The 15,016-nt window shown below is 38.3% G+C and carries 11 protein-coding genes; 1 reads left to right on the plus strand and 10 read right to left on the minus strand.

All coding sequences use genetic code 11. The features are described from left to right. Window positions 1–2 precede the first annotated feature (2 nt). The gene (locus EJF25_RS04320) at window positions 3–1,394 is read right to left on the minus strand and encodes a polyamine ABC transporter ATP-binding protein (protein WP_125040195.1); all 1,392 of its coding nucleotides are present in this window, start codon (window positions 1,392–1,394) and stop codon (window positions 3–5) included. Window positions 1,395–1,532: 138 nt separating this feature from the next. Here EJF25_RS04320 and EJF25_RS04325 point away from each other — a divergent pair, with 138 nt between their 5' ends. Then, complete coding sequence (locus tag EJF25_RS04325) at window positions 1,533–2,633, plus strand: TlpA disulfide reductase family protein (protein ID WP_125040196.1); 1,101 nt, start codon at window positions 1,533–1,535, stop codon at window positions 2,631–2,633. A 155-nt stretch (window positions 2,634–2,788) separates the two neighbouring features. Here EJF25_RS04325 and EJF25_RS04330 read toward each other — a convergent pair whose 3' ends face one another. The 9 genes from EJF25_RS04330 to EJF25_RS04370 all read right to left on the minus strand — a co-directional run bounded on the left by EJF25_RS04330 (window position 2,789) and on the right by EJF25_RS04370 (window position 14,842). After that, window positions 2,789–5,353: a glycosyltransferase family 1 protein gene (locus EJF25_RS04330; RefSeq protein WP_125040197.1), complete on the minus strand. Its 2,565-nt coding sequence runs from the start codon at window positions 5,351–5,353 to the stop codon at window positions 2,789–2,791. A gap of 38 nt (window positions 5,354–5,391) precedes the next feature. After that, the gene (locus EJF25_RS04335) at window positions 5,392–7,053 is read right to left on the minus strand and encodes a glycogen/starch synthase (protein ID WP_125040198.1); all 1,662 of its coding nucleotides are present in this window, start codon (window positions 7,051–7,053) and stop codon (window positions 5,392–5,394) included. A gap of 202 nt (window positions 7,054–7,255) precedes the next feature. After that, window positions 7,256–7,717, minus strand: coding sequence for an ATP synthase subunit C-like protein (locus EJF25_RS04340; RefSeq protein ID WP_125040199.1), 462 nt, complete (start codon window positions 7,715–7,717; stop codon window positions 7,256–7,258). Between the two features lie 82 nt (window positions 7,718–7,799). After that, a complete protein-coding gene (locus EJF25_RS04345; RefSeq protein ID WP_125040200.1) occupies window positions 7,800–9,617 on the minus strand; it encodes a V-type ATP synthase subunit I in 1,818 nt (605 codons plus the stop codon). Then, entirely contained in the window at window positions 9,614–10,219 is a 606-nt protein-coding gene (locus EJF25_RS04350; protein WP_125040201.1) for a V-type ATP synthase subunit D, read from the minus strand. The genes EJF25_RS04345 and EJF25_RS04350 overlap by 4 nt, the downstream gene beginning before the upstream one ends. Before the next feature lie 37 nt (window positions 10,220–10,256). Further along, window positions 10,257–11,582 (minus strand): V-type ATP synthase subunit B, encoded by a 1,326-nt coding sequence (locus EJF25_RS04355; protein ID WP_025076427.1) that lies wholly within the window; start codon window positions 11,580–11,582, stop codon window positions 10,257–10,259. 43 nt (window positions 11,583–11,625) lie between these two features. Further along, window positions 11,626–13,380: a V-type ATP synthase subunit A gene (locus tag EJF25_RS04360; protein WP_125040202.1), complete on the minus strand. Its 1,755-nt coding sequence runs from the start codon at window positions 13,378–13,380 to the stop codon at window positions 11,626–11,628. 17 nt (window positions 13,381–13,397) lie between these two features. Continuing rightward, a complete protein-coding gene (locus tag EJF25_RS04365; RefSeq protein WP_125040203.1) occupies window positions 13,398–14,240 on the minus strand; it encodes a DUF2764 family protein in 843 nt (280 codons plus the stop codon). 11 nt (window positions 14,241–14,251) lie between these two features. Next, window positions 14,252–14,842, minus strand: a complete 591-nt coding sequence (locus tag EJF25_RS04370; protein ID WP_125040204.1) for a V-type ATP synthase subunit E family protein — start codon at window positions 14,840–14,842, stop codon at window positions 14,252–14,254. Window positions 14,843–15,016: the final 174 nt, after the last annotated feature.

Consider the following 15,016-nt stretch of genomic DNA (forward strand, 5'->3'; position numbering starts at 1 on the left):
TGTTAATCGGTTATTTTAATTATACGAATCGCATCCGGAGGGATGGTAATACCTACACGATCTCCATCATCCCATACATCGTTCGTATCTACAAATACATTCTCGTCCCAATCGGATAATACAGTCAGATGATAATGATCTCCCTTATAAAGGATAAATTTCACTTCACCGGTTAATGTGCCGTCTTCTTCGTTATCCTGCAAGATTACTTTATCAAAATCAACTTCAACTTTGACTTCCTCATCGGCTTTTATATCTTCTATCAGAGTACATTCAAATGAACACCCTAAAAACTCCACATGAGTAGTATCCAGCAATTTTCCTTCAAACGTATTACATACCCGTTCTTTCTTCATAATGTGGATATCAAACGGCTTCACTAATAGTCCTACTTCTGTTCCGACTTCGAAATGATGATAATCTTGTACCAGAAATTCATAACCACCACAAAGTACAGTCATCTCATAATGTACACCCTTGAAAATAGAAGTCTGCACCACTCCTACCAACTGAGCCATATCCGAAACCGGGAAAATATAAAGATCTTCCGGACGAATCACGACATCTACCGGTGTGTTTTCACCAAAACCTTCATCCACACATTCAAACTCAGTACCACAGAAATAAACCAATTTATCACGAACCATTGTGCCATTCAGAATATTACTTTCACCAATAAAATCTGCAACAAATGAATTTGTCGGTTCATTATAAATATCTATCGGAGTACCTATCTGCTGAATCTTCCCTTCACTCATTACAACAATCGTATCGCTCAATGTCAGTGCTTCTTCCTGATCATGAGTTACATACACGAAAGTAATCCCCAAGGATTTGTGCATTTCCTTCAACTCCATCTGCATATCCTTACGCATTTTCAGATCGAGTGCTGCCAATGGCTCATCCAACAATAATACTTCCGGTTCATTAACAATAGCACGTGCAATAGCTACACGCTGTTGTTGCCCTCCGGAAAGAGAATCGACATCACGATACTCATAATCTGTCATACCTACCATTCTCAAAGCAGCCTTCACCTTCTTTTCAATAATCCGTTTCGGTATCTTCTTCAGTTTCAACCCAAATGCAATATTATCGTACACATTCAAATGTGGAAATAAAGCATATTTCTGAAATACGGTATTCACGGGACGCTTATGAGGTGGAGTTTGAGTTATTTCCTTACCCGAGATTCTAATTACCCCCTCCGAAGCTGTCTGAAAACCGGCAATGAGACGCAATAACGTAGTCTTTCCACAACCGGAAGGACCGAGAATGGTGACAAACTCACCCTTTTTTACGTTCAAGGTCACATCATCCAAGGCTGTTTTCTCGCCAAAATACTTCGATACACGACTAACTTCAATGATGGATTTATCTTCTTGCATATTCATACTAAAAGTTTGGGTTGCAAAGGTACATATTTCTGCGATTTCTTCCTAAGGTTAATCTAATATAACAGTGTTTTTCAATGTCGAAGAGAAAAAAAATTTATCTTTGCATAAATATTTATTCACTAATCTTACAAAAGTATGAAAAAGTTTACTTATTTAGTTATTGCTACAGCTGCATTAAGCATAGCAGCTTGTACTGGTCAGAAAAACGGATATGTCATTACCGGTACAGCAGAAGGAGCTGCTGACGGGGATACCGTTTATCTTCAGGAAAGAACCGGTAGAAATCTGACTAAACTTGATACAGCTATTATTTCTAATGGAAAATTCACTTTCGAAGGTGTACAGGATTCTGCAATCAATCGTTATGTAACATATAAAAATGGTACTGAACCTTTAATGGTCGATTTCTTCCTCGAAAATGGAAAAATCAATATTGCATTAGGAAGTGAAAAAAGCACTGCTACCGGTACTTCCAACAATAATGCATATCAGGAAATCAAAAATAAGATTGATGAACTTAATGCAAAAATGAATGCTATATATAAGGCTATGAGTGATACTACTCTCAGCGAAGAACAAAAAGCAGCTAAACAAGAAGAAGGAGCACAAATTGAAGAAGAATTTAACAAAGTTATCAAAGAAGGAGTAGAGAAAAACATCACTAACCCTGTTGGTATCTTTATGTTCAAACAGACCTTTATGGAAAATACAACTGCAGAAAATGATGCACTATTGCAAAAGATCCCGGTTAATTTCCAAAATGACGCTACAATTGTTCAAATCAAAGAACTCATAGATAAGCAAAAAAAGACTGCTGTAGGTACTAAATTCATTGATTTTGAAATGCAAAATCCAGAAGGGAAAACAGTAAAACTCTCTGACTATACAGGTAAAGGTAAAGTGGTACTGGTTGATTTCTGGGCAAGCTGGTGTGGTCCTTGCCGTCGTGAAATGCCTAATCTGGTAGAAACTTATGCTAAATATAAAAATAAAAACTTCGAAATCGTTGGTGTATCATTAGATCAGGATGAAGCTGCATGGAAAGAAGCTATTAAAAAAATGGATATGACTTGGCCACAAATGTCTGACCTGAAGTTCTGGCAAAGTGAAGGTGCTCAGCTTTATGCTGTAAACAGTATTCCTCATACTATCTTAATCGACGAAAACGGAACAATTGTTGCTCGTGGTCTTCATGGTGAAGAACTTCAAACTAAAATTGCTGAGTTTGTGAAATAACTCAGGATTTATAAAGAGTAAACAAGTTGTTGTTATTCGCTTAAAAGCAAACGATTAAATCATAAAATTTTAGCCCCTGCAATTCAAAATTACAGGGGCTAATTTTATATAGGAAAGTCATGGAGAAACATGCCTCCTTAGCTTTCGTTAAATAATTAAACAAACCAACGCACGTAACAGAAATCTTGACGATGTGGAAGATCCGGATTCTTCGGGAACATACGATAAGAAACCTTAAAGCTACCCGCATTAGACAAGCTATGTTTAGCTTGGAATGTATATAAATCACCGTCTTTCTTAATTACACTAAATGGTTCTACCGAGTAAACATGTTGTTTCCCGTCCGCAGTTGTATAAGTAGTTACTAACTCCAGTCCTACTGCATCATTCAAACCTTTCTCATCAATTACGAAAGTAATAGTATATTCTTTTCCACTTTCAATATCACCTTTCTCAAGTTCCTCTACTTTGTCACAAGAAACAATCTCAATAGAATCCCACTTCGCAACAACTTCTTCTTTCCATGCTGCAATTTCTTTTGCCTTTGCATTGTTATTGGCAGCCAAAGCTTGAAAACGTTTTGCTTGTTTGCAGTAGAACTTATTGAAGTAATCATCCAACTGACGTTTCATTGTATAATGAGGAGCTATCTGAGCAATAGAGTTTTTCACAACTTTGATCCAACCTTCAGAATATCCTTTCTTATTACGAGCATAATATAATGGCAGAATTTCAGTTTCAAGAATACTGTAAATTGTAGCAGCATCCAGCTGATCCTGATGTTCTTGGTTCTGGTAAGTACGTTTTTCGGTCAATGCCCAACCAGCGCCTTCACGATAGCCTTCCAACCACCATCCGTCTAACACAGAGAAATTCACAACACCATTCATCAATGCTTTTTCACCAGATGTACCAGATGCCTCTAAAGGTCGTGTCGGAGTATTCAACCAAATATCTACACCCGAAACCAGACGACGAGCCAACTGCATATCGTAATTTTCAAGGAAGATAATCTTGCCTAAGAATTCCGGACGACGAGATATCTCAATAATACGTTTGATCAATCCTTGTCCTGCTCCATCATGCGGGTGAGCTTTTCCTGTAAACAGGAATTGCACCGGATAATCCGGATTATTTACGATCTTAGAGAGACGTTCCAAATCAGTAAACAGCAAATGTGCACGTTTGTAAGTAGCAAAACGACGTCCGAAGCCAATCAACAATGCATTCGGATTAATTTTATCCATTAATGAAACGATGCGTGAAGGGTCTCCCTGGTTCTTCAACCAAGTATCACGAAATGACTTACGAATGAAATCTACCAATTTATTCTTCATCGTCATACGAGTCTTCCAAATCTCTTCATCGGGCACATTGTAGATTGCTTCCCAAATTTTCGGATTGGATTGATCGTACCAAAAGTTCTCATTAAAATATTTAAAGTACAATTGTTTCCATTCTGTTGCACTCCAAGTCGGGAAGTGAACACCGTTAGTTACATACCCAACATGATTTTCTTCAGGGAAATAACCTTTCCAGATAGAAGAGAACATTTCCTGAGAAACCTTACCATGTAACCAACTTACACCATTTACTTCCTGAGAAGTATTACAAGCAAATACAGACATGCAAAAGCGCTCGCCTTTGTCACCTGGATTATTACGGCCAAGATCCATCAAATCATCCCAACTGATACCCATTTTTGCAGGATATCCACCCATGTACTTACCGAACAAACCTTCGTCAAAGTAATCATGACCAGCCGGAACCGGAGTGTGAACTGTATAGAGCGAAGATGCACGCACCAATTCAATAGCTTGATCATAAGTTAATCCAGTAGCTACATAATCACAGATACGTTGAACATTAATTAATGCAGCATGTCCTTCATTACAATGATAAATATTCTTTTGAATGCCTAATGCCTTCAAAGTCAGAATACCACCGATACCTAACAGAATTTCCTGTTTCAAACGGTTTTCCCAATCACCACCATATAACTGATAAGTGATCGGACGATCAAACTCGCTATTCATTTCATTATCTGTATCCAACAGATACAAGGAAATACGTCCTACATTTACACGCCACACATTTGCATGAACGTAATAATCTAAATAAGGAACATCTACAACCAATGGTTTACCTTCAGCATCCAATACACGGTCAATAGGAAGTTGCCCGAAATTCTGAGCTTCATAATTTGCAATCTGCTGTCCATCCATTGACAACGTCTGTGTAAAGTATCCGTAACGATAAAGAAATCCTACCGCACATAAATCTACATTACTGTCAGAAGCTTCTTTTAAATAATCACCAGCCAACACGCCCAGACCACCAGAATATATTTTCAATACATGGCTCAAACCATATTCCATACTGAAATAGGCTATAGACGGACGTTTATCATCCGGCTTCACATCCATGTAGTCTCTAAATTTCGTATATACATCATTCATTCTTCTCAGAATCACTTTGTCTTTTGCAAGAGCTTCTAACTTTTCATAGCTCATACGCTCTAACAATAATACAGGATTCTGTCCACATTCCTTCCAAAGTTCCGGATCTAGATCTCTAAAAAGTTCTGTCGCCTCAAAATTCCACGCCCACCAAATGTTACGTGCAATCTCAGATAACTTTTCCAACTCTGCAGGGATACGAGATTTAACAGTAACCTCTTTCCAGTTAGGAGTGTTCACATTACTTACTTGAATTTTCATAATGTTTTTAATTTACTTATTGATGAATAAATTGTTTTTTAACTGAGCTGACGCTTCACAGCATTGCGCAATGCAATGTCATAAGCCTCATAATAGTATTGTATAAAGTGCTTCCACAAAGCCTGTTCTGCCACTTCAGTAGCGCGCTTGCGAATTTCCTTCACTTCTTTATCTGTCTTATCCGCAAAGAGGGTGATTGTATCTTTAATACCATCTGCCACTTCCGAATAATTATAGTCTGAGCGATGTAGTACCTCTACTCCATCATTAATTCCATATTGGTTTTTCAAGCTATTCACCCATAGACCAAATCCTGCCAGATCGGTAGTAATGGTTGGAACATGGAATGCTACACTCTCCAATGGAGTATATCCCCAAGGTTCATAATAGGAAGCATAAATGCTCATATCCTGTCCCAGCAACAAATCATAATAGTCTTTGTTCATTATTCCGTCCCGTCCATTCAAATAACAAGGTACGAAAATAACCTTCACCTTGTCCTCTGGACGATTACCCATCCCTAGGTATTTCAGCATATCCAATACCTGGTCATGCGTCATATTATGCAGCCAATGAGTAATGAAAGGAACTTCAAGGGGAGTATCAAACGGATCCTTACTCTTCAAACGAGCTTGTAAGTCTTCACGAGGTTCTCCTACCCAACCTGGAACATTTACATATGCCAATACATTCTTATGCAAATTCTTATCACGATTTAAACGGTTCAATGACTCCAAAAACACATCAATACCTTTATTTTTGAATTCATATCGTCCACTGGTTCCGACAATTAACGTATCGTCATCCAGCTTTGTTCCCAATAATTTATTGGCTACATTCAACAGCAAAGCGCGTGCACGTTTGCGTTTACCCGTAAACGTAGAACCATTTGGCACAAAATCATCCTCAAAACCATTCATCAGAATAACATCTGCCGGTTTATCAAGTAGTTCTCTACACTCGTTGTTCGTAATCTCGCTAACTGTAGTAAAACAGTCCACATAATGAGCCGTCTGCTTTTCTATAGAATGCTTGGATTGCATGTTCAGTTCCTGAGCCATCTGATCACCATTATAAGCAAACAGATAGTCATACAACGGCTTGTTGTTACCAGCTATCGAACGTCCGATAGAAGTAGCATGGGTCGTAAAAATAGTACCAATCTCCGGCACAGCTTCTTGTACGTAAAGTGCTCCCATTCCTGTCATCCACTCATGTGCCTGATATACCACTTTATCTGTTTCAGTCAGATTATAGCGATAGAAACTCTCCACCACTCTACCTGCTGCATAAGAGAACATAGAAGCTTCATCGTAATCACCATAAGCATGTAACGAATCCACTTGAAAACGATTCCACATTTCTGTGTATATTTCGTCTTTCTTCTCAAAAAAAGGTTGGAAATCGACTAGAATGACAATTGGTTCACCTGGAATATTCCATCGTCCTATACGGACGGAAAGATCATCTTTCTCCTGTGCATGTTTTTTCCATGCAGCACAAAGATTTTCTGATTCGGTGAACAGAGGGTTTTCTTTGCCTTGCCATACATCAGGACCGATAAAAAATATTCTATCACGAAACTTCTCCTGCAACGTATTTGCCCTTGTAGACAAGACGGTGTATATCCCTCCCACTTTATTACATACTTCCCAGCTGGCTTCGAAGATATAATCGGGGGTTAAAAAATCTTTTACCATATAATATATTAAAACTCTTTTTAGTATGCGAGTGCAAAAATACACATTATTCTTTGAAAAATAATACTTTATACAAAAAATATGAAGTAGAAAATAGAAAGAAGCAGAGCTAAAGTATGAAAAAGATAATCCCCTTGTGAATGCAAAGGTGCATCCACAAGGGGATAGAAAGTTCTTTATTAAAAAATATTCTTAGGAAAAATTATACAAGCGCACTACCAATCAAGAAGGTTGCTGCCAAAGCTACGATTGCATAAAGTTCCGGGAATACAGCAAGAATCAAAGTGTTACTAAATACGTTGTGTCCTTGTCCAATAGCTGCAATACCATTTGCACAAACTTGTCCCTGACGAATTGCAGAGAATAATGCAACTAATCCCAAAGCAATACCTGCACCTAAAACAGCGGATGCCTGAATAGCTGTGATTTCAGGAGTCAAAATACCAAAGATAGTCTGGAACATAAAGTAACCTGCAAAACCATAAAGTCCCTGTGTACCGGGAAGAGCCGTTAATACAAGGAAGTTACCAAATGCACTATCGTTCTTTTTTAATGCACCAATAGCTGCATTACCTGCAATAGTTACTCCGTAAGCACTACCAATGCCTGACAAACCAACCATAACTGCGATGCCAATGTAGGCAATAAACAAATTCATTTCCATAATCTTATTCTATTTTTTATTGTTTAATTCTAATTCTATTTTTATTCTTTAATTATAAGCAATCAATGATTAATACCAATGATCAATTTCTAAAAGGTTTGTACTCCTTACCGCCTCCTTCATAACCTGAATTCTTGAAGAACTCTACAAATGTAAGACGCATCGGATGAACCATTGCCCCAAGCACATTCATAAAGATATTGATCGCATGACCGATAACGAAAATCAGTACCATTACGATAGGACCTGCAATGACATTATCCGGGCTCATACCTACTGCAAGGCTATTGAATACTCCGGCAAGAATACCCCCGGATAGTCCAAGAGCAAACAGACGAACGTAAGACAACACATCACCTAACAAGCCCGTAACCATATTGTAAGAATCCCATAATCCCAAACCAATATTCAGGAAAATATTCTTTCCCGGACTATTGAAGAGGAAGATCATTACACCACAGATTCCCAGAATAACTAAATGTACAGTTCCTCCCATCGACATGACATTGGGTAATAAAGCAGACACAGCCATAGATACCAACAGAATAATCCAGCCTATTGTAGCGATCGCATATTTGAATCCAAACTGAATCGTTTGGTTTACCGCTTTCAATATCATACCGAATATAATCTGAATAGCTCCCAAGATAAGAGATAATTGGAACATATCATTATTATCCATAAAGACTGCATGTTTCAACCGCTGCACAATAGGCCAATCCAAATCATAGATATTAGCACCGAAGAATGTTCCCGTCAGCAAACCACAGAAAAAGGTCGAAGTCGCCAATATCTGTATCAGTGACAAGATCGATTTCATATTCGGACTTATTTTTTTTGCAATCATCCGATATGCCGTTGCTCCAACAAACAGGAACAAGCCATAGCCCGAGTCTCCCAAACAAAGTCCGAAGAAAATCATAAAGAATGGAGCAAAGAATGGGGTCAAATCCAATTCATTATACTTCGGAAGCATATACAATTTACAGATAGGTTCGAACCACGCAAAAAAGCCTCTATTATTCAGTTCGATCGGAACATTATCTCCCGGAACCGGATCTGTAATTTCATAATAGACATGTGCATCATTTAGAAAAGCTTCGATTTCCAGCTTACTGGAAGCAGGCGCCCACCCTTCTAATAGCATCAGTTTATCACCAACTGTTTGCTCAGTACTCAATACAACTTTAGAAAACTCAATCTTTCCTTGTATCTCTTGCAAAGCTTTTTTCAAAGAAGGTATTTCTGTTTCAGAGAGTGCTACCAATTTCTTTTCATTCTCTTCAATAGCTTGTTCAGTTGTATTATACAACATTTCTAGATGTGCCAAAGAATAAACAGGAAGTTTAGCCTGCTCTACATCCAAATCTACCTCTTGCTCGGCTTTAGTTATAGTTACGAAGAATATTTTTGAAGAAATACGATTCACAATCATAGCATTGTATTCCGTCTCCCATTCTTCTTTGTAATTTCCCTCCGAACAACTATAGAAACCGATCACATATCCGGCCTCTTTCAGCTTTTGCACATTCGCAGGTTCAAAATTACCCCAAACCTGTAGTGCTTCTTTCTCTTTGGCGTAACTTTGCAGCTGTTGTAATAGTTTACCATGCTCTATCTGCAAAGCATCTACTTCGTCTAATACCTGCAATCCATGAGTAGCCGTACCACCTTCTTTTACAATGACTGCATCCTTCGCATGTTTCTGATTCTGAAGCAGTTTTAAAGAAGCCATCAAACGATTTGAAAGTCGTATGTTCTCTTGCAATTCTGTATTGTCAGCAGCTCCTTGTTGTTTTTCCACAATGTGGACTACACCAAGTTCGCGCAGACTATTCAGGAATTGTTCGTACTCTTTGTGATAAACCAGGAACGTAAGTTTCTTCATTTTTGTAATCATGCCTCTACCTCCTTCCTTTTTTCTTGATGGGATTTCATGATCTTTTGCGATGACTTCGACAGATTTTCTTCATCTTCCATAAATCGTTTAATCTTTCGCAATGCATCCTGATAGCCCGGTATCTGTACTTTCTCAAAAAGATTCACTTTTTGAGTAGTCTTTTTCCTTGCATGTTCTAACAAATTCAGCTTGGCAAGTATAAATTCACGTTCAATAGCTGTATGAGCAAGCTCTTTCAACAAATGAATGCCATCGGCATACCACTTGGGAGCATTGAACAAGCTGTACGGACGTATCTCGAAATCTATATTCTCGAGCAACGGTACACGTACACCCGCAATCTTTTTCACGCCAAGATGAACATCATTCACCTTTATCAATGAAGCATCAAATTCATTCCAAAGGGCGAACATGGCTTCATAGGCTTGAATTTGTTGTTCGAGCCTATCCTCCAGATCGGCAGCTTCCGTTTTACAGCGTTTCACTTCCATGCGGAGGGCACTTTCCTTATTCTTAATGATAGGAAGAGTACGTACCCGCACTTTCAGTTGCTTTTCGAGCTGCTGAAGAGAGGTTTTGTTATATTGAAACTTTATAGCCACGTTATTAATTGCTAATTATTAATTACTAATCGCTCTTTTATTCACCTTTGGGCCAATATTGATCTAACAATTCCTTCTTGATATTTACTTCTTCCGGACGGAAATACTTACCAAATAAGCCCCAGGCTACATCAAGCATTTCTGTCGTATCAAGATTAACATCAATAGCCAACAACTGGTTAGAATAGTCTTTCGCAAACGCAAGTGTACGTTCGTCGTAGTTCGTCAAGTCAAAACCATTTTCCATTTTTGTTTTGGCATTAGCAGCATCAGCATACAAACGTACGGCAGCATTCATCACTTGTGGATGGTCTTTACGTGTCTTTTTACCGGTTACTAACTGTTTCAAACGAGACAATGAACGGAACGGATCGACAATAACTTTACCAATATCACTATCACGACGAAGGAACAACTGTCCTTCAGTAATATAACCAGTATTATCAGGCACAGCATGCGTAATATCTCCACCGGACAAAGTAGTTACCGCAATAATAGTGATAGAACCTCCTGAAGGGAATTGTACCGCTTTCTCGTAAATCTTTGCCAAATCCGAATAAAGTGAACCCGGCATTGAGTCTTTTGATGGAATCTGGTCCATACGGTTAGATACAATTGCCAGCGCATCAGCATAACTAGTCATATCTGTCAATAATACAAGGACTTTCTCATTATTATTCACAGCAAAATATTCAGCAGCAGTCAGTGCCATATCCGGAATTAACAGACGTTCTACCGGAGGATTTTCTGTGGTATTCATAAAACTGACGATACGGTCGAGAGCACCTGCATTAGAGAACACATTCTTGAAATATAGGTAATCATCATTAGTCATCCCCATACCACCCAAAATAATCTTATCAGTTTCCGCACGTAATGCTACATTCGCCATTACTTGATTGAAAGGCTGGTCAGGGTCTGCAAAAAATGGAATTTTCTGACCTGAAACTAAAGTATTATTCAAGTCAATACCTGCAATACCCGTCGCAATAAGCTCCGAAGGCTGTTTACGCCGTACAGGATTTACTGACGGACCACCGATTTCAACTTCTTGTCCTTCAATTTCCGGTCCTCCGTCAATTGGATCACCGAAAGCATTAAAGAAACGTCCTGCCAATTGTTCGCTCACTTTCAATGTAGGCGATTTACCAAGAAATACCACTTCCGCATTGGTCGGAATACCTTCCGTACCTTCAAATACCTGCAAAGTGACATCATCACCGGCAATCTTTACCACCTGTGCCAGTTTACCATTCACAGTGGCAAGCTCGTCATACCCCACTCCTGTTGCTTTCAACGAACAGGTAGCCTTAGTAATCTGAGTAATTTTGGTATATATCTTTTGAAAAGCTTTTGTTGCCATCTTTAATATTTATGAATTATAAATTTTGAATTGTGATTACTGATCAAACACTTCTTTCAGCAATCAATTCCTTCAACTGTTGTTTGAATCCTTCATATTGTTCAGACTGATACTTCGAGTAGTTCATCTGCTTACAAATATTAATCATCTTCTTGAAGAAGTCCATAACTTCATTGAAGTTATCAAACTCAAACTCCGTATGACAAATATCAATTATCATATTCAAAATAGCCTCCTGACGTTCCATCGGAGTTACCGCATCAATCTCATCGAAAGCATCCTGTTGCAGGATTACGAAGTCGATCAACTCAGACTTCCAGAAAATGACATGATATTCCACAGGTACACCATCATCACCTAAGATATTAATCTGCTCAGCGATTTCCTTACCACGTTGCAAACGAGTTTTGAGTTCGTTCACTTTACCAATCCACTCATCATTGATGTGATCTTTGATGTATTCTTCAAATTCAGGATATTCAATATATTTGGAATAAGAATCAATCGGATTCACAGCCGGATAACGCTTCTTGTCAGCACGATCCTGTTCAAGGGCATAGAAGCAACGGGCTACTTTCTTGGTATTCTCGGTTACAGGCTCTTTCAAATTACCGCCAGCAGGAGATACTGTACCGATAAATGTAATGGAACCTGTTTCATCATTAGCCAGCTTCACATAACCGGCACGACCATAGAAGTTGGAAATAATAGCAGAAATATCCATCGGGAAAGCATCAGGTCCAGGCAACTCTTCCATACGGTTGGACATTTCACGCAGAGCCTGGGCCCAACGAGAAGTAGAGTCTGCCATCAACAATACTTTTAATCCCATAGAACGGTAATATTCAGCTAAAGTCATCGCTGTATATACAGATGCTTCACGAGCAGCTACCGGCATATTTGAAGTATTTGCAATAATAATAGTACGTTCCATCAATTTACGTCCGGTATGTGGATCTACCAATTCCGGAAATTCCGTAAAGATTTCCACAACCTCATTTGCACGTTCACCACAAGCTGCAATGATTACAATATCCGCTTCCGCTTGTTTTGAAATAGCATGCTGCAGCACCGTTTTACCCGTACCGAACGGACCGGGAATAAATCCCGTACCACCTTCTACAATAGGATTTAAGGTATCTATAACACGTACACCCGTTTCCAATAATTTGAAAGGACGTGGTTTCTCTTTATAATTTGTCATAGCTCGTTTTACCGGCCACTTCTGAATCATTGTTACGGAAATATCATTTCCTTCTTCATCCGTCAAAATAGCAACGACATCTTCAATCTTATAATCTCCCTCAGGTACAATTGACTTCACCGTTGCAGTTCCTTCCATGGTAAACGGAGCCATAATTTTCAACGGCTGGAAGTTCTCGTCTACCTGACCTAACCATGCAGAAGATTGCACCTTATCACCGACATTCACCATCGGGACAAAATGCCATATACGCTCTTTATCCAACGGATAAGTATACTGTCCTCTTTTCAGAAAAACACCATCCATCTTATCAAGGTCATTTTGTAGACCATCATAATTCTTTGATAACATACCCGGACCTAAAGTAACTTCGAGCATGTGTCCTGTAAATTCGGCTTCAGCACCCACTTTCAATCCACGTGTACTTTCGAACACCTGAACATATACATGCGAACCTACAACCTTAATCACCTCCGCCATCAACTTATCTCCACCGGTAGAGATATAACAAATCTCATTTTGAGCTACCGGTCCATCAACGACGAGGGTCACCATGTTGGCAATAACGCCACTAACAGTTCCTTTTGTTGCCATATATTTTTTTAATTTTATTATCTAAATTCTGCGGGAATCTGTACTTCGTTCTTCAGTGATTCAATTATGCTGCGGAATAACTGATTTCCCTTCTCTTTATCCAATGAAATCCAACGCTCTATCATTTCCAATTTCAGCAAGAAAGCGAAAATACGTTCAATAGTGAAATAATCAAAGAAAATAGCATCTTCCATCCAATTCCACCGCAAAGCATCCAATTTCTTTTCACGTTCCACCAATTCTGCAATTTCATTGATTTTCACCAATGATTCCCAAAAATCGACTTCACCGGACAAACCGAAATCACGAGCACTAGATGTACGCAAAGCTTCACATACATCTGTATTACCCACAATATTACCAGCAATATCCCATTTAAATTTACGAGCTGTAAAAGCGACAAGAATATTATTGATATTCAAATTGAATTCAAACCAAGAAGAAACAAATTTATTTCCACACTTCATTGCATACTCATAATACAGAGTGGCTAAATGATCTTCATATAACACAATACTTTCTACAGGTGTATTCAAATAATCAAGAATGAAGACAGAAAGATAAGCAGGAAATTCTTTCGAACTAATTTCTCCTCCCTCTTTCAATGTAGAAATATATTCAGTAAGTTCAGCGGCAGAATAATTTCCTCGTGTGTCTATTTCTGCATCCTTATCCTTTAAAAGTTTCAACACATTCGCATTATCGAACTTTAAATAAAATAAGTCAATCAATTTTTGATCTGAAGTAGATAACCCACTGTAAATTTCTGTTTTAAAATCGGCTACTGTATAGCTTAGTTTACTATCTTCCAATGAAAGTTCTGGTAAACCAGCTACTAAGTAATAGTATTTACTACTCATAGTCGCTCCTTTTAAAATAGCATTTCTACTAATTGAGGACGCAAGAATGCTTTGAAATAATTCATGAATTCCTCTTCTCCGAAGTTCACTTTATAAGAACCATCAACAGGAGAAACAGTAAATAAGGTTTTGATACCGTTTACTTGTTGAATCGTTACACTCTTATCCAACAAAGATTTTGCATGTACTGCAAAATACTTCTTCAAAGAATCAGCATCAGTAGCCGAAATAACAATTGGCTCGTCTGCACTCCACTTGGACGCTAATGCCACAATAAAAGCATTTAAAAAGTCCTTATTCTGAGTGAAATCTTTCACCGAATCCGTTACTAACTTGTCAGTAACAATAGTTGCAATCTCTGATTTGAGTGCATTAACCGCCTGACCTGCAAACAATTTCAATTCTGATTTTGTGTTTTCTGCTAGTTCATCAGCAGATTTACGAGAGGATGCTACAATTGACTCAGCTTCTTTACGAGCATCCTCAATGATCTTTTTTGCTTCTTCCTGAGCGTTCACGATAAGTCTCTGCGCTTCTTCGTTTCCTTTTTCCACGCCTTCACGATAAATCTTATCGGTCAACTCTTGAATTTTGTTTTCCATATAAACAGGAGTATTTAGTATTATTACTATATTAATTATGTTCCTTATCAGATTCCCGCCAAATTTACAAAAATCAATTTGATAAAAAAGAGAAAGATGAAAAGAAAACGGTTCACTTCTTAAAAAATCACAGAATTATACTATTTTTATTCCGTTTTTTCCGCATTATTATTA

Source organism: Bacteroides faecalis, assembly GCF_003865075.1.
Classification (GTDB): Bacteria; Bacteroidota; Bacteroidia; order Bacteroidales; family Bacteroidaceae; genus Bacteroides; species Bacteroides faecalis.

Coding starts and splice junctions, on each gene's coding strand:
- EJF25_RS04345 (WP_125040200.1), bottom strand. CDS start 9,617: ATGATTACAAAAATGAAGAAACTTACGTTCCTGGTTTATCACAAAGAG.
- EJF25_RS04360 (WP_125040202.1), bottom strand. CDS start 13,380: ATGGCAACAAAAGGAACTGTTAGTGGCGTTATTGCCAACATGGTGACC.
- EJF25_RS04330 (WP_125040197.1), bottom strand. CDS start 5,353: ATGAAAATTCAAGTAAGTAATGTGAACACTCCTAACTGGAAAGAGGTT.
- EJF25_RS04320 (WP_125040195.1), bottom strand. CDS start 1,394: ATGAATATGCAAGAAGATAAATCCATCATTGAAGTTAGTCGTGTATCG.
- EJF25_RS04370 (WP_125040204.1), bottom strand. CDS start 14,842: ATGGAAAACAAAATTCAAGAGTTGACCGATAAGATTTATCGTGAAGGC.
- EJF25_RS04325 (WP_125040196.1), top strand. CDS start 1,533: ATGAAAAAGTTTACTTATTTAGTTATTGCTACAGCTGCATTAAGCATA.
- EJF25_RS04335 (WP_125040198.1), bottom strand. CDS start 7,053: ATGGTAAAAGATTTTTTAACCCCCGATTATATCTTCGAAGCCAGCTGG.
- EJF25_RS04340 (WP_125040199.1), bottom strand. CDS start 7,717: ATGGAAATGAATTTGTTTATTGCCTACATTGGCATCGCAGTTATGGTT.
- EJF25_RS04355 (WP_025076427.1), bottom strand. CDS start 11,582: ATGGCAACAAAAGCTTTTCAAAAGATATATACCAAAATTACTCAGATT.
- EJF25_RS04365 (WP_125040203.1), bottom strand. CDS start 14,240: ATGAGTAGTAAATACTATTACTTAGTAGCTGGTTTACCAGAACTTTCA.